Origin of the sequence: Virgibacillus flavescens, assembly GCF_050574275.1 — a bacterium.
In the GTDB taxonomy this organism is placed as follows: domain Bacteria; phylum Bacillota; class Bacilli; order Bacillales; family Amphibacillaceae; genus Virgibacillus_F; species Virgibacillus_F flavescens.
In genome coordinates this window covers 732,071-753,069 of the sequence record NZ_CP192260.1, presented here as the reverse complement: position 1 = coordinate 753,069, position 20,999 = coordinate 732,071, and the positions used below count along the sequence as shown (strand labels likewise).

Genomic DNA, 20,999 nt, shown 5'->3' with positions numbered 1-20,999 from the left:
AGTGAACAAGCGGGAAGTATTTGATCAGGTATCGGATATGGAGAAACGAATAGGCGAATTATATGAGCAACTTGGTGATCTTAAGGATCACTTAGGTAATTTGCTTGAGGAGAACAATCGACTTGCAATGGAAAATCATCATCTCCGCAATCGATTTGAAGGAAATGAAGATACAGATATGGAAAAGGCCGCTAACCATGACGCGAGTGAAATACCTGGCGAAGGTTATGATAACTTAGCAAGGTTATATGAAGAAGGTTTTCATATTTGTAACGTTCATTTTGGCAGCCCAAGACAAGATGAAGATTGCCTGTTTTGTTTATTATTTTTAAATAAGAATAAATAAGCTACGTTAGTTATCAGCTGTCTCACTGTCTTATATAGACAAGAAGGGACAGCTTTTCTTACATAGATACAGAAAGGGTTTAATGAAATGGTACAGTTATTTGATGACGAACGGCTTGATTATTTAGTGAAAGAGGATGACATACAGATTATTCAAAGTCCAACTGTTTTCTCTTTTTCTCTAGATGCTGTTTTACTTGCGCATTTCACCTATGTCCCCATCAAAAAAGGCAGAATACTTGATTTGTGCAGCGGAAACGGGGTAATCCCGCTTTTTTTATCGAGAAAATCCAATGCCCATATAACAGGAGTCGAAATTCAGAATCGGTTGTATGATATGGCCACCCGCAGCGTCCAATTAAATGAACTGAGCACCCAGATTACAATACTTCATGGCGACTTGACGAATATGCAGGGGAAGCTTGCACATAGTTCATTTGATCTCGTGACATGTAATCCGCCTTATTTCAAAACGAAAGAAGAGACCGAGCATAATAAAAATGATTATTTAACGATAGCGCGTCACGAAGTTTACTGCTCGCTTGAGGATGTAGTAAAAGCATGCAAACTGTATGTTAAGCCTGGTGGGAAGGTATCATTTGTGCACCGTCCGGGCAGGCTGGTTGATATTCTTAATTTGTTTCGGAAATACAAGCTTGAACCAAAACGAATGCAGCTTGTCTATCCTAAAAAAGGACGTGATGCCAACATGCTTTTAATTGAAGGTATTCGTGACGGGAAGGCTGATCTGACTATTTTACCTCCATTGTATATATATAATGATGATAATACGTATACGCCAGAAGCTGAGGAAATTATCTATGGAAGAAAATAATCATGTCGTCTATATTTTGAAATGTAAGGATTCAACCCTTTATACTGGATATACAAACAATTTAGCGAAGCGGTTACGTATGCATCAATCTGGTAAAGGGGCTAAATATACCCGTGGTCGTGGACCGTTCCAGGTAGAATTTGTCGAACGCTTTTCGACAAAAGAAGAAGCTCTGAAACAGGAGTATGCGATTAAGAAACTGAAGAGAAGTGCGAAAGAACATTTGATTTCGTTGAATAAACTTGAGGTGGTACCGAATGAAAACACAAAAAAGCTTTGAGGCAACTGAAAAAGGTACGGTGTATATTGTTCCAACCCCAATTGGGAATCTGGAGGATATTACGTACCGTGCGTTAAAAATTTTACAATCATCTGCTTTAATTGCAGCAGAAGATACCCGCAATACAAAAAAGCTTTTGACCCATTTTGAGATTACGACCTCTTTAATCAGTTACCATGATCATAATAAAGAATCACGTGGGCATCAATTAATGGAACGGCTGGAAAATGGTGAATCTATAGCTTTTGTAAGTGATGCGGGAATGCCTGGAATTTCTGATCCGGGGTATGAGATGGTTCAATCGGCAATTGAGGCATCGATTCCAGTAGTCGTATTACCTGGGGCGAATGCAGCGTTGTGTGCACTTATAGGATCAGGACTGCCAACGACAGAATTTTTATTCTACGGGTTCCTGCCCAGGAAGAAGAAGGACAGGATAAAGGAGCTGGAACGAATGAAGCCGCTCCAGGCTACATTGCTGTTTTACGAATCACCACATCGCTTAAAGGAAACCGTCTCGGCTATACAGGAACAATTTGGCGAGCGTCAGGTAACGCTTGCGAGAGAATTGACGAAGCGGTTTGAAGAGTATATTCGCGGCTCGATAGCAGAAGTCTTACAATGGATCCACGATACAGAGTTAAGAGGTGAGTTCTGTATCGTTGTAGAGGGAAATGCAGAGAATACTATATCAGACGAAGGATTATGGTGGAGCCATCTCTCTGTGATGAAACATATTGCTCATTATATGGAAGAAGAAAGCATGTCGAGTAAAGATGCTATTAAAAAGGTTGCCGTTGAACGGCAAATGCCAAAGCGGGAAGTTTATCAAACCTATCATATTGGATAAGAAGTAAGATAAAAAAAGAACTGACGTAAAATTAATTAGGCGTCAGTCCTTTTTGGCACATTGGTTAGAAAAGTTAAATCCTAAACCTTAAATTTTGTTTGAATTTCCTTAATCAGTTCCTTTGCTCCATCAGGGCTGAGCGTCAGTTTGCCATTGGCTAATGATAGGTTAGTATCAGCGGTTTCGCCAGTGATTTGACACGTCATGGTTGGCTTGTACTTTTTTAGAACAATTTTGTCACTGTCGACATAAATCTCCAAAGCATCTTTTTCCTGAATACCTAGAGTTCGTCGAAGTTCAATTGGAATTACGACACGGCCAAGTTCATCAACTTTGCGGACAATACCAGTAGACTTCATTTTTTATCTCCCTTCTGAAGGTAAAAGATGTAAATTCGCCAAATTTCGACATGTGTTTCTAGGAATATAGTACCAACGATTTCCATAAGTGTCAATTAATTTTTCTCGAAAATAGAAACAAATCGGAAAATTAAGTCATTAACTAAAAAGAATGATTAAATGTCGCTTTTATGAGTATTTTCGATACCGGTTGTTTGATAATGGAAATCTTATGATAAAATCGCTACAATAGTAATAGTTTATCGAATAGAAACGGATGGAAATGGATAAGAAAGAGGAGGTACTTTTATGGGAAATGAAAAGAAGACATTTTATATTACTACACCAATTTATTACCCAAGTGGTAAATTACATATTGGACATGCATACTCAACTGTTGCTGGCGATGCGATCGCGCGTTATAAGCGGCTGCGTGGCTATGACGTCATGTACTTAACCGGAACAGACGAACATGGTCAAAAAATTCAGCGTAAAGCAGAAGAAAAAGGTGTCTCCCCGCAGGAATATGTCGATGAAATTGTCGAAGGAATTCAAGGGTTGTGGACGAAGCTTAAAGTGACTAACGATGATTTTATTCGTACTACAGAAGAGCGGCATAAAAAAATTGTCGAAAAGATATTCAATCAGCTCTTGGAGCAGGGTGATATATACTTAGACCAATACGAAGGCTGGTACTGTACTTCAGATGAAGCTTTCTTTACTGAACGCCAGCTGGAGGATGGGCTTTGCCCTGATTGTGGCAGGGCTGTTGAAAAAGTAAAAGAAGAATCTTATTTCTTTAAGATGAGCAAATATGTGGACCGGCTTGTACGGTACTATGATGAACATCCAGAGTTTATTCAGCCGGAAAGCCGCAAAAACGAAATGCTGAATAACTTTATTAAGCCTGGACTTGAGGATTTAGCTGTCTCACGTACTTCTTTTGACTGGGGAGTGAAGGTACCTAGTGATCCGAAGCATGTTATCTATGTGTGGATTGACGCATTAAGTAACTATATTACAGCGCTCGGTTACAGTACAGATGACGATGGAAAGTTCCAGAAATATTGGCCGGCAGATGTGCATTTAATGAGTAAGGAGATTGTTCGCTTCCATACTATTTATTGGCCAATAATGCTAATGGCACTTGATTTACCATTACCGAAAAAAGTTTTCGCACATGGCTGGATCCTGATGAAGGATGGCAAGATGTCGAAGTCAAAAGGTAATGTTGTCGATCCAGTTAAACTGATTGATCGCTACGGACTTGATGCATTGCGATATTATTTGCTTCGTGAAGTTCCATTCGGCTCGGATGGTGTGTTTACACCAGAAGGCTTTGTACAGCGCACAAACTATGACTTGGCAAACGATTTAGGGAATTTACTGAACCGAACCGTAGCCATGATTGATAAGTATTTTGAAGGTGTGATTCCGGCTTATAAAGCAGCAGAAACAGAATTTGATAAAAGTCTGGAGAAATTTGAAACAGAGACAATCAGACTGGTTGAAGAATCGCTTGAAAAGATGGAGTTCTCTGTAGCGCTTTCGGAGCTGTGGAAGCTTGTTAGCCGCACAAATAAGTATATCGATGAGACAGAGCCATGGAAATTAGCAAAAGACGATACTCAAAAAGAACGCCTTGGGAACGTAATGGCTCATTTAGCTGACTCACTGCGAATTATTGGTGTGATGCTTAAACCATTTTTAACAGAAGCACCTACTGAGATATTCCGTCAAATCGGAGTGAAGGATGATAACCTGAAAGAGTGGGACAGTATCCATGAATTGGGTCAGATTGTTGAAGGAACGAGTGTAACAAAAGGTGATCCGATCTTCCCGCGTCTTGACGTGGACGAAGAGACACAGATTATTAAAGCGATGATGCAAAACCCAACGGAGACAACAGTTGGACCTGAACCTGAAGCAGAAAATGCTGGTTCGAAAGATCTTATTGACTATGATGACTTCATGAAGCTGGATATGCGCGTTGCTGAAGTGCTGCGTGCTGAAAAAATGAAAAAAGCTGATAAATTATTGAAGTTGCAGCTCGATCTGGGTGGAGAAAAGCGTCAAGTCGTATCCGGACTTGCTGAACATTATGATCCCGAGGAGTTAATGGGCAAAAAAGTTATTTGTGTAACAAACCTGAAGCCTGTTAAACTTCGAGGTGAAATGTCAGAAGGTATGATTCTCTCTGGCGAAGATGCAGATGGAAAACTTGCACTGGCAACTGTTGAACAAACCTTGCCTAACGGATCCGTTGTAAAATAATATAAAAAATCAAAAAGTCTGGCTTTCTCCATAGAGCCAGACTTTTTATAAATAGGAAATCACCGGTAGAGGAAACGATGCGAGACCCCAGTGGGGGTAGCAAGGTGGCCACTGTAAAGGTTAGACGTGATACAAAATTAGTGGATCTACGACCGCATCTTCGAATATACTTCGCTTTCCGCGGGCGAGTGTTGAGCCTCCTTGGGGCGATCCTGGACGGCGACTTTTCTCCTAATTGAAGAAAGGAATGAGGATATGTTATTTGATACACATGTACATTTGAATGCGAGACAATTTAAAGAAGACAGAGATGAAGTTATAAAGCGTGCATTTGATGCTGGCGTAACGCAAATGGTCGTTGTTGGTTTTGACAGAGAGACGATCCCTCTCGCAATAGAAATAGCCGAACAATACGAGACAATTTACGCTGCGGTTGGGTGGCATCCAGTAGATGCAATCGACATGACGGATGAGGATTTGGCATGGATAGAAGAACTGGCAACTCACCCAAAAGTCGTTGCGATCGGTGAGATGGGACTTGATTATCACTGGGATAAGTCACCTAAGGATATCCAAAAAGAAGTGTTTAGAAAGCAAATACAGCTAGCCAAGAAAGTACACATGCCTATCATCATTCATAATCGGGAAGCGACGGAAGATATCATAACCATATTGCAGGAAGAAAATGCTGCTGAAGTTGGCGGTATTATGCATTGCTATAACGATACAGTTGAATATGTGCAAGCTTGTCTGGATATGAATTTTTATATTTCACTAGGTGGACCTGTCACGTTTAAAAACGCTAGAGATCCTAAAGAGGTGGCAGTTGAAGTGCCATTAAACCGACTGTTGGTGGAAACGGATGCACCATTTCTGGCACCACACCCAAACCGGGGGAAGCGAAATGAGCCAAGTTATGTGACATTAGTTGCTGAAAAAATTGCAGAACTTCGGAATATTTCCATTGAAGAATTGAGCGAAATCACAACAGAAAACGCACGCAGATTTTTTTCAATCAATAGCTAATTTGTAATAAAACAAGTAAAATTTACCTTTTTTTGGGGGCAAGGAAAATTCCTTGTCTTTTTTTTGTTGCTTTTGGTAAATCATTCAATCCCTTGTCAGTCCTTGACTATAGAAGTTATTAAAACCAAAAATATTACAGAGTTATTATTTGTAACTTAATTGTAAAGAAACCGTAACCCTATATACTTTGACTTAACATATAACTGTTTATATAATCGAGGTCGATATAAGGGGAGGCAAAAAGCATGAAGATTATTTCAAAGCTCTTGCCGGCATCTAAAATGAAGCTGGTTATTTCAAGTATTGGTGTATTAGCACTCGTCATTTTTTCGACTTTGGTAGTTATGGAAGCTACAAAAACACAAGTAGTTGTAATGAACAATGGGGAAAAAGAAACAGTGACAACACATGCAAACACAGTAGATGAAGTGTTAAAAGAAGTAGGTATTGTAGTTGGTCAACATGACGCAATTTCTCATACAGGTGACACAAAAATAAAAGACAACATGCAGATTACATACAAGCAATCGACACAGGTATTGGTTACAATAGATGGTCAAGAAAAAGCGTTCCATACATTTGCAGCAACAATTGGTGAATTTTTGGAAGATAACAATCTGTCATTAACGAAGCATGATGAAGTTTCACATAAAGCAGACGACAAAATTGTTGATGGGCTTAAACTGAAAATCGATAAAGGATTTCAGGTAGCAGTTAACGACGGTGGCAATGAGAAAAAACTCTGGACTACTGGTGGAACTGTTGAGCAATTATTGGATAATAACAAAATTAAGCTATCTGAATCTGACAAATTAAATGTTGATTTAAAGGAACAAGTTTCTTCTGAAAATCCAATAAACATTGTTCGAGTGGAAAAAGCTGAGGTTGAGGTTGAAGAAGCTGTAGCTTTTAAGACAGAACAAAAAGAAGACGGTTCTCTTACTAAAGGTGAAAAACGTGTAGTATCTGAAGGTAAGAAAGGTACTGTAATAAAAACCTATGAAGTAGTCAAAGAAAACGGTAAAGAAGTTAGTAGAAAGTTAATTGGCGAAGAAGTTAAGGAAGACAGTGAATCTAGAGTAGTTGCTATAGGCACAAAGGTCGAACGGACGGATCTTGTGACGTTAGCAAGCACTCAAAAGAAGGAATCGGCACCTGCGCCAGCTCCTGAACCTAGACCAGAACCGAAAAAAGAAAAGCGCAGTGGTAATGTTTTATACATGCATGCGAGTGCCTACACGGCAAGTTGTGCTGGATGTTCAGGTTATACAGCAACTGGAATAAATTTAAATGCAAATCCAAATGCTAAAGTAATAGCAGTTGATCCAAGTGTTATTCCACTTGGTACGCGTGTATATATCGAAGGATATGGCGAATATGTTGCTGCTGATACAGGCGGGAGCATTCATGGAAACCGTATTGATATACATTTTTCTTCCAAAAGTGCTGCGTATGCATTTGGTCGCAAAACAGTAAAAGTAACCATTTTGAATTAATACATGATATAAATGCTCTTACCATGCTAAAATGGTAAGAGCATTATTTTTTGCAGGTAATTAAGTATAAAAATTTTCTTAATGCATAAGCAACTAAGGTTTTCGCCATAAAGGCTTTGCGATAGACCAAGTTTTCTAATGCTTGAAATGAGGAAATAATAGTGAAAATAAAAGAAATAATAGTTGTGGAAGGTCGAGACGATACTGTCAAAATTCACCTCGCTGTTGATGCGGACACAATAGAAACGAATGGTTCTGCAATTAACCAAACGACATTAAAACAGATTCAACACGCACAGGCTAAACGTGGTGTAATTGTTTTTACTGATCCGGATTATCCTGGACAACGCATTCGCAATATCATTAATGAGCACGTTCCTGGTTGCAAGCATGCATTTCTAAAAAGAGATGATGCCCGGGCTAAGAACAATAAAGGAATTGGTATTGAGCACGCTTCTATTGAATCCATTCAAAAGGCGTTGCACGACGTTTATGAGTTAAAGGATTTTCATGAAAGTGGAATCGATAAATCAGATTTAATTAAATATGGTTTAATCGGTGGGCCAAGAGCAAGCTATAGAAGAGACAGACTGAGCGAATTATTACAAATCGGACATACGAACGGAAAGCAGCTTTTAAAACGCTTAATTATGTTCCAGATAACTATCACACAATTTGAGCAGGCAATTCAGCAAGTACTACAGGAGGAAAAAAATGAGTACGAATAAATATATCGCTACCCCAACACGAACTAAGGAAATATTAGCTAAATATAAATTTTTCTTTAAAAAGAGCTTAGGACAAAACTTCATAATCGATGCAAACATTCTTGCCAATATAATTAATCACGCAGGAATAGATAAAGAGTCCGGCGTAATAGAAATTGGACCGGGTATTGGCGGATTGACGGAACAGTTAGGACTGCATGCAAAAAAAGTGCTTGCCTATGAGATTGATCAACGGTTGATTCCAATACTGGGCGACACATTAAAACAATATGACAATATCGAGCTGATTCATCAGGATATCTTGGAAGCTGATATGAAGATTTCCATCCAGGAGTACTTCAAAGATTATCCAGACGTTCATGTTGTTGCCAATTTACCTTATTACATTACTACACCAATATTGACAAAGTTATTGCAGGAAAAGTTACCTGTTGACACGATTACCGTAATGATTCAAAAGGAAGTTGCCGAAAGAATGGCAGCTAAGCCAAGTACGAAAAGCTATGGTTCCTTAACTATTGCTATTCAGTACTACACTACCGCTGAAGTCGTTATGCATGTACCGAAGAGTGTGTTTATGCCTCAACCAAACGTTGACTCAGCAGTTCTTAAACTGACTTTAAGAGAAGAACCACCTGTGCATGTAGCTGATGAAAAGTATTTTTTCTCAATGGTACAAGCTTGTTTCAGTCAGCGCAGGAAAACATTGCGTAATAATTTAACAAATTACTTAAGTGAAGAATATGACAAAGAAGCTATCTCGATCATGCTGGACAAAATTGGCATTGATGGAATGCGACGCGGAGAGTCCTTAACAATTGAAGAGTTCGCTGCGTTAGCTAATTTCTTTTTTCATGCCACACACAACTAAAACTATGCTATCTCTTCTTAAGTGAAGAGATAGTTTTTTTCTTGTTTGTAGGTACTTTCTTACTGTATAAATAAAACTATTAAGGACTGGCGGTAAACCAAGTTTTCTAACAGGTGTTTTTAACCTTTTTGGGTTCTTTAACATAAGGTATGATATATGAAAGCTTTCCTAGCAGTTAAGAAAACATAAATTCTTTCCTGCTGTATAAATGCAACTAAGATGCGAAGGCTGTGAGGTGACAAAATGGAGCTAATAACAGGTGATATTGTTTCACGTATTTCATATAACCACGATTTGTTATTTCGCATTTCTTCTATCTCAGGCAACAATGCTATATTACATGGAAAGGACCTGCGGTTGGAAGTGGATGCACCATTAACAGATCTGGTACGTGTGAAAGAGAGAGAATTAATTAAAAAACGGGAAAAACAAAAGGAAGAAGAAGAATTTTCGTATCGATTGTTTCGTCAAGATTATCAGTTTATGAAAGAAAAACGAGAGTTTCAAGCGACAGACGGGTTCCAACATGAATCTTCTTACTTTCATTTGCCTGCTAAGGTATTGCATATTGATGGTGATCGGAATTATTTAAAGAAGTGTATTGAACTATATCAACGTGTTGGGCTGCAAGTGCATGGCGTGTATGTGAACGAAAAAGACATGCCACTTGAAATAGGTCCCTTAATTGAAAAAATTCATCCGGATATTATTGTTATTACAGGGCATGATTCGTTTTCTAAAAATAAGGGAACCAAAAGTGATTTGCGTGCATATCGTCATTCGAAATATTTTGTAGAGACCGTCCGGGAAGCAAGGCAAATCGTTCCACAACTTGATCACTTGGTTATTTTTGCTGGTGCATGTCAATCCCATTTTGAGTCACTTATACGAGCTGGCGCAAATTACGCGAGTTCTCCATCACGTATTAATATACATGCCTTAGACCCCGTTTATATAGCCGCTAAAATTGCATACACCCCATTTATGGAGAAAGTAAGCGTATGGGATGTACTTCGCAATACATTGACTGGGGAAAAAGGAATGGGCGGAATCGAAACACGTGGTCTTATGAGAACGGGAATGCCATATTTAGAAGATTCAACGGATGAATAACAACATGTAGGTTTTCTATTCGCTTAGAAAATCTACATGCTTCATCTTCCCATATGCAAACTGTTAAAAGAAATTTATTTGGTTTATTTGGAAAAGATAGCAGTTATTTTAAATTTCTTTACATAATTTGCTGCCTTTTTGAAATAATAACAGCAAAACGTGAATTAGTTGTTGACATTAAAAAAGATATATTGTTATAATATAAAGTTTTACTTGACGCTAATACAAGCACGTGCTATAATATAAGGAGTGAGGTGGAGTGTATTGGCTAAAACATTAATAGAAATTAAGCAGGGTCTTGAAGGACACATTGGTAAACGATTAAAATTGAAAGCCAACGGTGGAAGAAGAAAGACGATTGAACGGTGTGGAATATTGGCAGAAACTTATCCGTCCGTTTTCATTGTTGAGCTTGATCAAGACGAAAACGCATTCGAACGTGTTTCATACAGCTATGCAGACGTTTTAACAGAAACAGTAGAACTAAGCTTCCAAGATGATCGTACACAAGCAATAGCTATGGAGCAGTAAACATTCGTTTACTGCTTCTATTTTTATTTTCTCGTACTTATTTCAAACTATCCGATAAAATATTTCCTTTTTTGTATACATATAACGGGATTAGGTTTTACGTTAACACATATGCTAGTAGTGTCGTAACACAAGGCAAGCTCAATTAGAAAGGGGTTGTTCTTTCATGGGAAGACGACGGAGTATGATGTCTGATCAATTGAAAGAAGAAATTGCTAAAGAGTTAGGCTTTTACGACACAGTACAGCAAGAAGGCTGGGGCGGCATTAAATCAAGAGATGCAGGGAATATGGTGAAACGTGCAATAGAAATGGCCGAGCAAGGCATGCAGCAAAAAGGCAGACCCTAGGGGTTTGCCTTTTTTTATTCATTATAATGAATGCAATATTGTAGTTCTTTTTTACCATTTTGTTTTTCGCAGATATAGGCATGTCAATCATTACAATTTCGTTAAGATTGTATTACGTGCAGTATTAAATTAAGAAATGTATAATTTTAATCAAGGTTCATCTACATGCTCAGACATACTTAAGGGGAGGAATTTTTAAATGAAATTTTCAAAACATTCATTACCATTAACGATAGGTATACTATTAAGTATTTTTATGGTCGCCTGTTCAAGTGATAGTTCAGATTCAAACAATAGTGATTCAGGCAGTGAAGGTAAAGCGGAACAAACACTTAACCTGACAAACGGTGATACAATACCATCTATGGATTCTTCATTGGCAGCCGATGAATATGGTTTCCAATTTCTTGGTGCTACAACAGAAGGTCTTTACCGTCTTGGGAAAGATGCAGAAATTGTTGATGGGATTGCTACAGAGCATAAAGTGAGTGAAGATGCATTAACATGGACATTCACATTGCGTGAAGATGCTGTATGGTCTAATGGAGCTCCAGTTACTGCACATGACTTCGTATACGCTTGGCGTCGTGCAATCAATCCGGAAACTGGGTCAGAGTATGGTCCATATATGATGAATGGCGTTATTAAAAACGCTACCGCAATCAGTAACAGTGAATTGCCCGTGGAAGACTTAGGAATTAAAGCTAAAGATGATTACACAGTAGTTGTAACACTAGAAAAACCAATTCCGTACTTTGAGTCATTAACTACTTTTGGAACGTTTTTACCATTAAACCAGAAGTTTGTGGAGTCAAAAGGCGATGAGTATGCAACCAGCTCGGAGAACCTACTGTCCAATGGTCCATTTAAACTAATGGATTGGGATAGTACTACGTCATCCTGGAACCTAGTTAAAAATGAAGATTACTGGGATGCTGAAACTGTATCTTTAGAAAAAATTACATTTGATGTAGTAAAAGATCCACAAGTAGCTGTAGACTTGTATGAAAAAGGTAGAGTAGACCGTGCAGGACTTTCTGCTGATCTTGTAGATAGATATGCCAGTAATGAAGATTACAAAGTTACGCCAGAAACGTCAGTGTTCTATTTCAAATTTAATCAAACCACTTCTGAAGCTTTAGCTAACAAAAATATTCGTAAAGCAATAAGTCGTGCGTTTAACAAACAAGCTCTCGTGGATGAAATTTTAAATAACGGTTCGATTGTTGCAAACGGACTGGTACCGAAAGAATTTGTTTCTATGCCAGAAGGCGGCGAGGATTTCCGTGAAGTTAGTGGTGACTTAGTAACTTATGATGTGGAAAAAGCTAAAAAACTATGGGAAAAAGGTCTAGAGGAAATCGGTAAAGAAACTGTAGAACTTGAATTCCTTGCTGGTGATGGCGAAACATCTAAAAACATGAATGAATACCTTGCAAATCAATTAGAAACTAATCTAGAAGGTTTAACAATAAATCTGAAGCAAGTTCCGTTTGAGCAGCGATTGACATTAAGCGAAAATATGAACTACGATCTTCAGTTTTATGGATGGGGTCCAGATTATCTTGATCCATATACATTCTTAAACATGTATATTACAGATAGTCAGTACAATAAAATGGGATATTCAAATCCTAAGTATGATGAACTTATGAAGAAATCAGCAACTGACTATGTGTTAGATCCAGTAAAGCGTTATAACGCATTTTTAGAAGCGGAAAAAATCTTATTTGAAGATGCAGCGATTGCGCCAATCTACCAAAGTGCACGTGCACAATTAGTGAAACCTTATGTAGAAGGTGTAATTAGCAATCCGTTTGGACAAACGTATGAATGGAAATGGGCTTCCATCAATAAATAGTCTTGTTGTAAAAAATCCCTTGCAGCTTTTTATAGCTGCAAGGGATTTTTTGGTAAGTTTCTTTCGCTTATCTCATTTCTAGCTTACACGTGCTCTGCGGTATTTTGACTATGCTAGTCGTCGCTGTACAAGCCCACTACGCTTTTCTTTTCTGTCTAGCTACGGCTCCTAGAAGCTGCCGTCATAAGCAATGGACACTTCGAACGCTAAAATCAAGCGTTCTTCGGTCCCTTGCTTATGCGTCTGCTTCTAAGCAGTCGCCTTCGCTTTTCTAATATGATACAATTTGTTTAGATTTGGGGGTGGTGTTATGGTGTTTTTTGAAAATGCGCCGGCGAAGATTACGTTGTCGCTGGATGTTCTGAGAAAGCGTGATGATGGTTTTCATGACGTTGAGATGGTTATGACGACTGTTGACTTGGCTGATCGTGTGGCGTTGACTTCATTAGAAGTTGATTGTATTGACGTGTCTGCAGATAATCAATATGTTCCAAATGATGAACGGAATTTAGCTTATAAAGCAGCTCTTGCATTGAAGAATACCTATAACATCCCAAAAGGTGTACGTATTGAAATTGAAAAAAATATTCCTGTGTCTGCAGGGCTAGGAGGCGGTAGTAGCGATGCTGCCGCCGTATTACGTGGTTTAAATAAATTATGGGGATTGGACAGGCCGCTTTCCGATTTAGCGGCGATCGGTGCTGATATTGGTTCTGATGTGCCTTTTTGTGTGTATGGTGATACTGCCATTGCCAGAGGACGAGGAGAAATCCTTCAAAAGCTTCCTTCTCCCCCTGTAACCTGGGCAATACTTGCGAAGCCTAATGTCGGCGTCTCCACAAGAGTGGTATTTAACAGACTGACATTAGATAATCTTGTGCATCCCAATACTTCAAAAGTGCTGGAAGCAATTGATGAAAAAGACTTCGGTAAACTTTGTGATCACTCTGGTAATGTATTAGAAACTGTCACAATGAAATTGTATCCAAATGTACACCGAATTAAAGAAAAAATGATTAAAGCCGGAGCCAACGGAGTTTTAATGAGCGGAAGCGGCCCAACTATTGTTGGACTGGTTGAGCACCAGCATAAAGCGATTCGGATATACAATGGGCTACGAGGTTTTTGTGACGAAGTTTACGTAGTTCGGATTAAAGGTGAATCTAACACTTGCTAAAACACGTATAAAAATGGTATGTTTATAATTAAATATTCGGTTTTAGAGGTGCTGTTATGAGAAGAAGCGATCGTTTAGTTGCATTGACAAATTATTTTCTGGAGAATCCGAGAGAGCATATTTCATTACCTTATTTCTCTGCTCTTTATAATGCTGCAAAGTCCTCTATTAGTGAGGATTTAGATATTATAGATAGAGTTTTTTCGAATGAAGGAATTGGACGGTTAGAAACAGTTGCAGGTGCTGCAGGCGGAGTGAAATATATTCCAGATTATGCTGCGAATCGAAGTAAACAATTTATTCAGGAGTTATGTGAAACATTGGAAGATCCAGAACGCTTATTACCTGGTGGATACCTGTATATGAGTGATCTTTTGGGGAATCCGGTATTGGTGAAGCAGATCGGAAGAATTTTCGCATCTGAATTTATTCAATCTAATATTGATGCGGTTGTAACAGTTGCGACAAAAGGGATACCTTTAGCTTATGCAGTGGCTTCTTTCCTAAATGTTCCTGTTGTAATTGTAAGGCGTGATCCAATGGTTACGGAAGGATCATCCGTTAGCATTAATTACGTGTCAGGTTCTTCAAGAAAGATTCAAACGATGGTTCTGCCGAAAAGAAGCTTGAAGGACGGCGCCAATGTTTGTATTATCGATGATTTTATGAAAGCTGGAGGTACCATTAATGGTATAGTCAGTCTTTTAGCAGAATTTAATGCGAATGTTAAAGGTATTGGTGTACTTGCAGAAGCCGACGACGAAGAGGACGAAAGAGTAGTAGAAGACTACCTATCCTTAGTTAAAATCACACACGTTGATTTGAAACAAAAGCAAATTGATGTGAATCCAGGAAATTTTCAATCAAAATAAAGTTAAAAAGATGAAACCTTTCAGAAAGGGTTCCATCTTTTTTTTTATAGAGAAATCTATTTTTTGGTAGGTATAAATACCTAATTTACTGATAATCATTTAACTTTTCATTCTTTTTAATTAAATTTTTAATTTTTTTTTAATATTTAGCAGGAATTCATTATGTTTTGTAGAATTATGCATAAGTAAGTTCAAAAGGGAAAAGGTGGTGAAACATCATGGAAATAACTGACGTAAGATTACGCCGCGTTAACACGGAAGGCAGAATGCGAGCAATTGCTTCCATTACGTTAGATCAAGAATTCGTTGTTCATGATATCCGCGTGATTGATGGAAACAATGGATTGTTTGTAGCAATGCCGTCCAAACGTACGCCAGATGGTGAGTTTAGAGATATAGCACACCCGATCAACTCTGGTACACGTGGAAAAATCCAAGATGCAGTTTTAGAAGAATATCGACGTGTGGGTGAAGCTGAAGTAGAATTTGAAGAAGCAGGAGCTTCCTAAAACATACGTTAAAAAACAGGGGGAGACTAATCTATGGGATTAGCCTTCTTTTTTTGTTTTAAAAAAAGAATTGGGTGGAGAGAATAACCGACTCATAACATGATCAAATTTCTTGAAACTACGATGTGACAGCAACGAAATTTCCACTGCTGGCAGTCGCGCACCTTAGGGCTGTTGATGAGCCTACTTGCGCCGTCGTAGGTGGCGACTGAAAAAGTTGAGTGTGGTACGAAATAGCTGAATCTATTTTCGCAACTTCGAATATACTTCGCTTTCCGTGGGCACGGCTTCAGCTTCCTCGGATAAGCAAAAACCGCTTTCCTGCTTAGATCTTCAGCTCGCGCTGTTCCCACAGGAGTCTACGTATATTCGAAGATGCTAAGTTAAAGTTGAGATTTTAAATTTTATAGATCTATCTCTTTTCCAGTGACCTTGACTTTCCTCAAGCAGGAGTTAACTGCCTGAGACCAAAATTTCTAGACAAAATGTGGATTTTACGAATATATAACGTGCATTCTCGGTAGCTATTTCTTTTTCAGAATGCACTAGTAACGAGTAAGAACAAAGACATAAACCGCTTTACCAGTCCTGCATCGTTCCGGGCGGTGACTCCTGCGGGAACAGCACGAGTCTGAAGGCCCCGCAGAGCGCTCTTGAAGTGACCCCGAAAAGTTGGACAGATTTTTCGTTAAGCTGCTTGTTGGGAAAGAGTTCGGTATTGAATCGGACTCTTTCCTTTTAATTTTGTTTTTATTCGTTTGTTATTATAGTAATCCATATATTCTACTAGCTCTTGTTTGAAGTGATCTATGCTTTCAAATTGGTTGAGATAAAGAAATTCAGATTTCATAATTCCGAAGAAATTTTCAATAACGGCGTTGTCATAACAGTTTCCTTTTCGTGACATACTTTGTGTGATGCCACGTTCCTCTAGAGCTTGGCGGTATTTTTTCATCTGGTAGTGCCACCCCTGATCCGAGTGGATAATCAGTTCATCATTATCCGTGATGCGCTCCAAAGACGCTTCTAACATGTCGGAGACTAGGGAGTAGGTTGGTCTAGAACCAATCGTGTAGGAGATAATTTCGCCATTAAATAAATCAAGAACAGGAGATAAGTAAAGTTTCTCTCCGAATAATTTAAATTCTGTAATGTCGGTCACCCATTTTTCATTTGGTTTTTCCGCCTTGAAATCGCGATTTAAGATATTGGGAGCAGTCTTACCAACTTTGCCCTTATACGAACGGTATTTCTTTATGCGAACAAGGCTTTTCAAGCCTAACGCCTTCATTAATCGCTGCACTTTTTTGTGATTCACTAGGTATCCCTTATTTGCTAATTCTAATTGAATGCGACGATAGCCATACCGTCCATCATGTTCATGATAAATCGATTGGATCAATGACTTTAATGTGGTATCTTTGTCAGCTCGATTAAATGTTTTTACCCAGTAGTAGTAGGTACTCCGCGGAATACCTGCCAACTTTATAAGTTTTTTTACCGCGAATTCGACCCTTAGTTCATAGACTACTTTCGCTTTGTCTTGTTTGGTGATTTTTCCTTGTTTTGAACTAAGGCTCTCAACTTTTTTAGATAGGCATTCTCCATACGCAAGTGTTCCAGTTCTTTTTGCATTTCCTCTATAGGATCCTTAGCAGGTTTTTCATTCTTCGAATTTTTCTTTTGATGTGCTGTCATATGGGGATTCCCCTTCCGTGTTGGTTTAAGGGCATCGAATCCACCAGTCTCCCACTTTTTCTTCCACTTCCGAACCATAGCAGGATCAGGAATGTGGAAGATCGCCGATGCCTCTCGAAGAGAGAAATTCTTCTCTTCAATAAACGTAATTATATCTAGCTTAAAGGCTGGCGTATAGTTTGTATAGGGAAATTGAAAAGCTTGATTTCCATGATACTCATATAATTTTACCCAATAGCGTAATACAGATTCGTCAATCCCGCTTTCTTTCGCTAAGCCCCGATAACTATAACTCTCTTTTATATAACGTTGCACAACATCGTGTTTTTCCTTCTCTGTCATCTTTCTCATCCAGGCACCTCCTATTGTTAATTGGGTGTCCAACTATAGGGGTGCACTGCATCTTCTCGAGGAGACTGAAGCCGTGCCCGCGGAAAGCATCCGCCCGCAGCGATCCTGGACGGCAGCTTTAGAACATTTCTTGGTAATAAAATTACGTCTCAGTATAGAGATATTGTGAAAATGAATTATGGTTTTATTAAACTATTTCTGAGAGCACCTACTTATATCAACCTGCTTCAGTTAAGAAATTAGTAAATAATACCTCTACATAAATTTGCCTTCATCTGTCTGTATCTGTTGAAATCGTTTGCTTTTTAAGATATATTCATAATGGATAAACAGAATGGAGGGTACTTCATGACAAATCGGTATGCTGTTATTCTTGCAGCAGGTCAAGGAACCAGAATGAAGTCAAAATTGTATAAAGTACTTCATCCAGTGATGGGTCGACCAATGGTACAACATGTAATGAATCAGATTAAAACTGTTAACTTAGATGAAATTGTAACGATTGTTGGATTTGGCGCGGATGCTGTAAGTGAAAAGCTTGGCGCGGAAAGCAAGTTTGTTATTCAGGAGCAACAGCTGGGAACAGGACATGCTGTGCAACAGGCTGAAGAACTGTTAAAAGATAAAGAAGGCACCACGATTGTCGTCTGTGGAGATACGCCGTTAATTACAGATAAAACATATCAGGAGCTTTTTGCCCACCATGAAAAAGAGAATGCAAAAGCAACTATCCTATCGACTAAAATAGAAAATCCTGTTGGTTATGGTCGCGTTATCCGTAACGGTAATGGTGAAGTTGAACGCATCGTGGAACAGAAGGATGCAAATGAAAGCGAACAATCCGTTAATGAAATAAACACGGGTACATATTGTTTTGATAATCAAGCGCTATTCGAAGCATTAAAAAAAGTATCAAATGACAATGCACAAGGGGAGTATTACCTTCCGGATGTTATAGAAATACTTCGCATGCAGGATGATAAGGTATCCGCTTACTTAACTCCTAACCATGAAGAGACACTTGGAGTTAATGATCGGGTAGCTTTATCGCAAGCTGAAAAAGTAATGAAAAGGCGTATTAATGAGATGCATATGCGCAATGGAGTTTCGATTATAGATCCTGACAATACTTATATTGGACCTGATGTTATAATAGAGCAAGATGTCGTAATCCATCCTGGGACAATGATTTATGGATCTTCTTTCATTAAAACAAATGCTGAAATTGGTCCTCATACCGAAATCACAAATTGTACAATTGGTGATGGTGCGGTAGTGCGTCAGAGCGTGGCTAAGGATAGTCAGATAGGCGAAAGAGTGACTGTCGGTCCATATGCGCATATCAGACCACAAACGTCCATCGGCAATGAAGCAAAAATTGGCAACTTTGTTGAAGTGAAGAAATCTGTCATCGGCGATCAAAGCAAGGTTTCCCATCTAAGTTATATAGGAGATGCGGAAATAGGAACTGGAGTTAACGTTGGCTGTGGAACTATTACAGTCAATTATGACGGAAAGAATAAGTTTCTAACGAAAATTGATGACAATGCTTTTATAGGTTGTAATTCAAATCTTGTAGCCCCAGTAACTATTGGAAAAGGTTCATTTGTAGCAGCAGGTTCAACTATTACAAAAGATGTTCCGGAAGACTCTTTGTCAGTTGCACGAGCGAGGCAGGAAAATAAGGAAGGCTATGCAAAAAAACTAAACAGTACAAAAAAAGATTAACGGAGGTTTTTTTCATGACATCACACTATAAAGATCGGACTTTGAAAGTATTTACGTTAAATTCAAATCGTAAATTAGCAGAGGAAATTGCAAACCACATTGGAACGAACTTAGGTAAATGTACTGTGTCTGCGTTTAGTGATGGTGAAATCCAGATTAATATTGAAGAAAGCATCCGCGGTTGTGATGTTTATGTTGTTCAGTCAACTTCTTCTCCTGTAAATCAGCACATCATGGAATTACTTATTATGATTGATGCTTGTAAACGTGCATCAGCAAGATCAATAAACATTGTAATGCCTTATTATGGATACGCTCGTCAGGACCGCAAAGCCCGTTCCAGAGAACCAATTACAGCTAAACTTGTAGCGAATTTACTGGAAACGGCTGGGGCTGATCGTGTAATTACACTTGATTTACATGCACCACAAATTCAAGGGTTCTTCGATATGCCAATTGATCACTTGCAGGGTGTACCTATCCTGACTGATTACTTTAAGAAGAAAAATATTGAAGATATTATAATTGTTTCTCCAGATCACGGAGGAGTAACCCGTGCAAGAAAAATGGCGGATCGTCTGAAGGCGCCAATCGGAATTATTGATAAGCGCAGACCGCGGCCGAATGTTGCAGAGGTCATGAATATTGTAGGTAACATTGAAGGAAAGACAGCTATTTTAATCGACGATATCATCGATACTGCTGGAACCATTACATTGGCGGCGAACGCGCTGATTGAAAATGGAGCAAAAGAAGTTTATGCCTGCTGTACACATCCAGTATTATCTGGACCAGCAATCGAGCGTATTGAGAACTCAAAGATAAAAGAGCTTGTTATCACAAACTCTATCCCACTTGAAACAGATAAGTATGTAGATAAAATCAAACAGCTTTCGGTAGCGCCATTAATTGGTGAGGCGATTATACGCGTTCATGAAATGGAATCTGTCAGCATACTTTTCGACTAGAGGTTTAGTGAGTCGTGAATGAGGGAAATAATAATAATTAGCGACTTAATAATTTAATTAAATAAAATTAAGGATTTATGCTTGGCTTGTGCTAAGCTTATAAACAATGGAGGGTGAAAATAATGGCAGTAAAATTAAAAGCAAAAACTCGTAATCAAAAAGAACGTTCAGCACTAAAAAAGATCAGAGAAAGTGGACATGTACCAGGTGTTGTCTACGGTAAAGATAAAGAGGCTAAATCAGTTTCTGTTGAAAGCATTGAGTTAGTAAAAACCGTACGTGACGAAGGTAGAAACGCGATTATTACGTTAGAGATTGAGAATGATTCTTCTATTGATGTAATGTTGCATGACTATCAAATGAATCCAATTAAAGATGAACTTGTTCATGTTGACTTCTACGTAGTTAATATGGCTGAAGAAATGGACGTTGAGGTACCACTTCATTTAGAAGGAGAAGCTCAAGGTTCTAAAGATGGCGGCGTTCTACAGCAGCCACTGTATGAATTACAAGTCCGCGCGAAGCCTGGTGACATTCCAGAGGAGATCTCTGTAGATGTTTCTAAGTTAGAAATTGGTGACACTATTGCACTTTCTGATTTGCCAGCAGGGAAGAACTATGAATTCCTTGAAGATGCAGATACAACAATTGCAACTGTAGTACCACCAGATACTTTAGAAGATCTGGAAGAGGAAGAAACAGATGAGGATGCTGAGCCAGAATTAGTTGGAGCAGAATCTGATTCAGATGAAGAAGATAATAAGGAAGATAAATAATAGTAATGAAATAAACTTTATAT

At 38.6% G+C, this 20,999-nt stretch carries 21 protein-coding genes; 19 read left to right on the top strand and 2 right to left on the bottom strand.

From position 1 onward, the window contains the following. Window position 1: 1 nt before the first annotated feature. The 4 genes from yabA (at window position 2) to rsmI (ending at window position 2,310) form a co-directional block, all read left to right on the top strand. Window positions 2-346, top strand: coding sequence for a DNA replication initiation control protein YabA (gene yabA, locus VBD025_RS03800; protein ID WP_430789423.1), 345 nt, complete (start codon window positions 2-4; stop codon window positions 344-346). A gap of 87 nt (window positions 347-433) precedes the next feature. Next, complete coding sequence (locus VBD025_RS03795; protein ID WP_430789421.1) at window positions 434-1,180, top strand: tRNA1(Val) (adenine(37)-N6)-methyltransferase; 747 nt, start codon at window positions 434-436, stop codon at window positions 1,178-1,180. After that, on the top strand, window positions 1,167-1,460 hold the full coding sequence (locus tag VBD025_RS03790) for a GIY-YIG nuclease family protein (protein WP_430789419.1): 294 nt from the start codon (window positions 1,167-1,169) through the stop codon (window positions 1,458-1,460). The genes VBD025_RS03795 and VBD025_RS03790 overlap by 14 nt, the downstream gene beginning before the upstream one ends. Next, entirely contained in the window at window positions 1,438-2,310 is an 873-nt protein-coding gene (rsmI, locus tag VBD025_RS03785) for a 16S rRNA (cytidine(1402)-2'-O)-methyltransferase (protein WP_430789417.1), read from the top strand. Before VBD025_RS03790 ends, rsmI begins: the two co-directional genes overlap by 23 nt. An 80-nt stretch (window positions 2,311-2,390) precedes the next feature. Here rsmI and VBD025_RS03780 read toward each other — a convergent pair whose 3' ends face one another. Continuing rightward, window positions 2,391-2,669, bottom strand: a complete 279-nt coding sequence (locus VBD025_RS03780) for an AbrB/MazE/SpoVT family DNA-binding domain-containing protein (protein ID WP_430789415.1) — start codon at window positions 2,667-2,669, stop codon at window positions 2,391-2,393. Window positions 2,670-2,957: 288 nt separating this feature from the next. Here VBD025_RS03780 and metG point away from each other — a divergent pair, with 288 nt between their 5' ends. The 12 genes from metG (at window position 2,958) to spoVG (ending at window position 15,455) form a co-directional block, all read left to right on the top strand. Next, window positions 2,958-4,922: a methionine--tRNA ligase gene (gene metG, locus VBD025_RS03775; RefSeq protein WP_430789413.1), complete on the top strand. Its 1,965-nt coding sequence runs from the start codon at window positions 2,958-2,960 to the stop codon at window positions 4,920-4,922. 255 nt (window positions 4,923-5,177) lie between these two features. After that, window positions 5,178-5,948 carry a TatD family hydrolase gene (locus VBD025_RS03770; protein ID WP_430789411.1) on the top strand — a complete coding sequence of 257 codons (771 nt, stop codon included), beginning with the start codon at window positions 5,178-5,180 and terminating at the stop codon, window positions 5,946-5,948. A 245-nt stretch (window positions 5,949-6,193) separates the two neighbouring features. Next, window positions 6,194-7,444 carry a ubiquitin-like domain-containing protein gene (locus VBD025_RS03765; protein ID WP_430789409.1) on the top strand — a complete coding sequence of 417 codons (1,251 nt, stop codon included), beginning with the start codon at window positions 6,194-6,196 and terminating at the stop codon, window positions 7,442-7,444. A gap of 161 nt (window positions 7,445-7,605) precedes the next feature. Further along, window positions 7,606-8,172, top strand: coding sequence for a ribonuclease M5 (rnmV, locus tag VBD025_RS03760; RefSeq protein ID WP_430789407.1), 567 nt, complete (start codon window positions 7,606-7,608; stop codon window positions 8,170-8,172). Continuing rightward, complete coding sequence (rsmA, locus tag VBD025_RS03755) at window positions 8,159-9,043, top strand: 16S rRNA (adenine(1518)-N(6)/adenine(1519)-N(6))-dimethyltransferase RsmA (RefSeq protein WP_430789405.1); 885 nt, start codon at window positions 8,159-8,161, stop codon at window positions 9,041-9,043. Before rnmV ends, rsmA begins: the two co-directional genes overlap by 14 nt. A gap of 243 nt (window positions 9,044-9,286) precedes the next feature. Beyond that, complete coding sequence (yabG, locus tag VBD025_RS03750; protein ID WP_430789403.1) at window positions 9,287-10,156, top strand: sporulation peptidase YabG; 870 nt, start codon at window positions 9,287-9,289, stop codon at window positions 10,154-10,156. A 264-nt stretch (window positions 10,157-10,420) separates the two neighbouring features. After that, window positions 10,421-10,687: a biofilm formation stimulator Veg gene (gene veg / locus VBD025_RS03745; protein ID WP_430789401.1), complete on the top strand. Its 267-nt coding sequence runs from the start codon at window positions 10,421-10,423 to the stop codon at window positions 10,685-10,687. Between the two features lie 166 nt (window positions 10,688-10,853). Next, window positions 10,854-11,036: a small, acid-soluble spore protein, alpha/beta type gene (locus VBD025_RS03740; RefSeq protein ID WP_430789399.1), complete on the top strand. Its 183-nt coding sequence runs from the start codon at window positions 10,854-10,856 to the stop codon at window positions 11,034-11,036. A gap of 199 nt (window positions 11,037-11,235) precedes the next feature. After that, the gene (locus VBD025_RS03735; RefSeq protein ID WP_430789397.1) at window positions 11,236-12,897 is read left to right on the top strand and encodes a peptide ABC transporter substrate-binding protein; all 1,662 of its coding nucleotides are present in this window, start codon (window positions 11,236-11,238) and stop codon (window positions 12,895-12,897) included. Window positions 12,898-13,207: 310 nt separating this feature from the next. Beyond that, window positions 13,208-14,074: a 4-(cytidine 5'-diphospho)-2-C-methyl-D-erythritol kinase gene (gene ispE, locus VBD025_RS03730; protein WP_430791252.1), complete on the top strand. Its 867-nt coding sequence runs from the start codon at window positions 13,208-13,210 to the stop codon at window positions 14,072-14,074. 56 nt (window positions 14,075-14,130) lie between these two features. After that, on the top strand, window positions 14,131-14,946 hold the full coding sequence (purR, locus tag VBD025_RS03725; protein WP_430789395.1) for a pur operon repressor: 816 nt from the start codon (window positions 14,131-14,133) through the stop codon (window positions 14,944-14,946). A 218-nt stretch (window positions 14,947-15,164) separates the two neighbouring features. Continuing rightward, entirely contained in the window at window positions 15,165-15,455 is a 291-nt protein-coding gene (spoVG, locus tag VBD025_RS03720; RefSeq protein WP_089530315.1) for a septation regulator SpoVG, read from the top strand. 688 nt (window positions 15,456-16,143) lie between these two features. Here spoVG and VBD025_RS03715 read toward each other — a convergent pair. Then, a protein-coding gene (locus VBD025_RS03715) for an IS3 family transposase (protein WP_430787785.1) occupies window positions 16,144-17,504 on the bottom strand; the annotation gives its coding sequence in 2 pieces (ribosomal slippage) (window positions 16,144-17,048 and window positions 17,048-17,504; 1,362 coding nt in all). 348 nt (window positions 17,505-17,852) lie between these two features. On the opposite strand from VBD025_RS03715, the gene glmU reads away from it, so the two are divergent. The 3 genes from glmU to VBD025_RS03700 all read left to right on the top strand — a co-directional run bounded on the left by glmU (window position 17,853) and on the right by VBD025_RS03700 (window position 20,976). Further along, window positions 17,853-19,232: a bifunctional UDP-N-acetylglucosamine diphosphorylase/glucosamine-1-phosphate N-acetyltransferase GlmU gene (glmU, locus tag VBD025_RS03710; RefSeq protein WP_430789393.1), complete on the top strand. Its 1,380-nt coding sequence runs from the start codon at window positions 17,853-17,855 to the stop codon at window positions 19,230-19,232. Between the two features lie 14 nt (window positions 19,233-19,246). Continuing rightward, on the top strand, window positions 19,247-20,200 hold the full coding sequence (locus VBD025_RS03705; protein ID WP_430789391.1) for a ribose-phosphate diphosphokinase: 954 nt from the start codon (window positions 19,247-19,249) through the stop codon (window positions 20,198-20,200). 122 nt (window positions 20,201-20,322) lie between these two features. Continuing rightward, window positions 20,323-20,976: a 50S ribosomal protein L25/general stress protein Ctc gene (locus VBD025_RS03700; protein WP_430789389.1), complete on the top strand. Its 654-nt coding sequence runs from the start codon at window positions 20,323-20,325 to the stop codon at window positions 20,974-20,976. The last annotated feature ends 23 nt before the right edge of the window (window positions 20,977-20,999 follow it).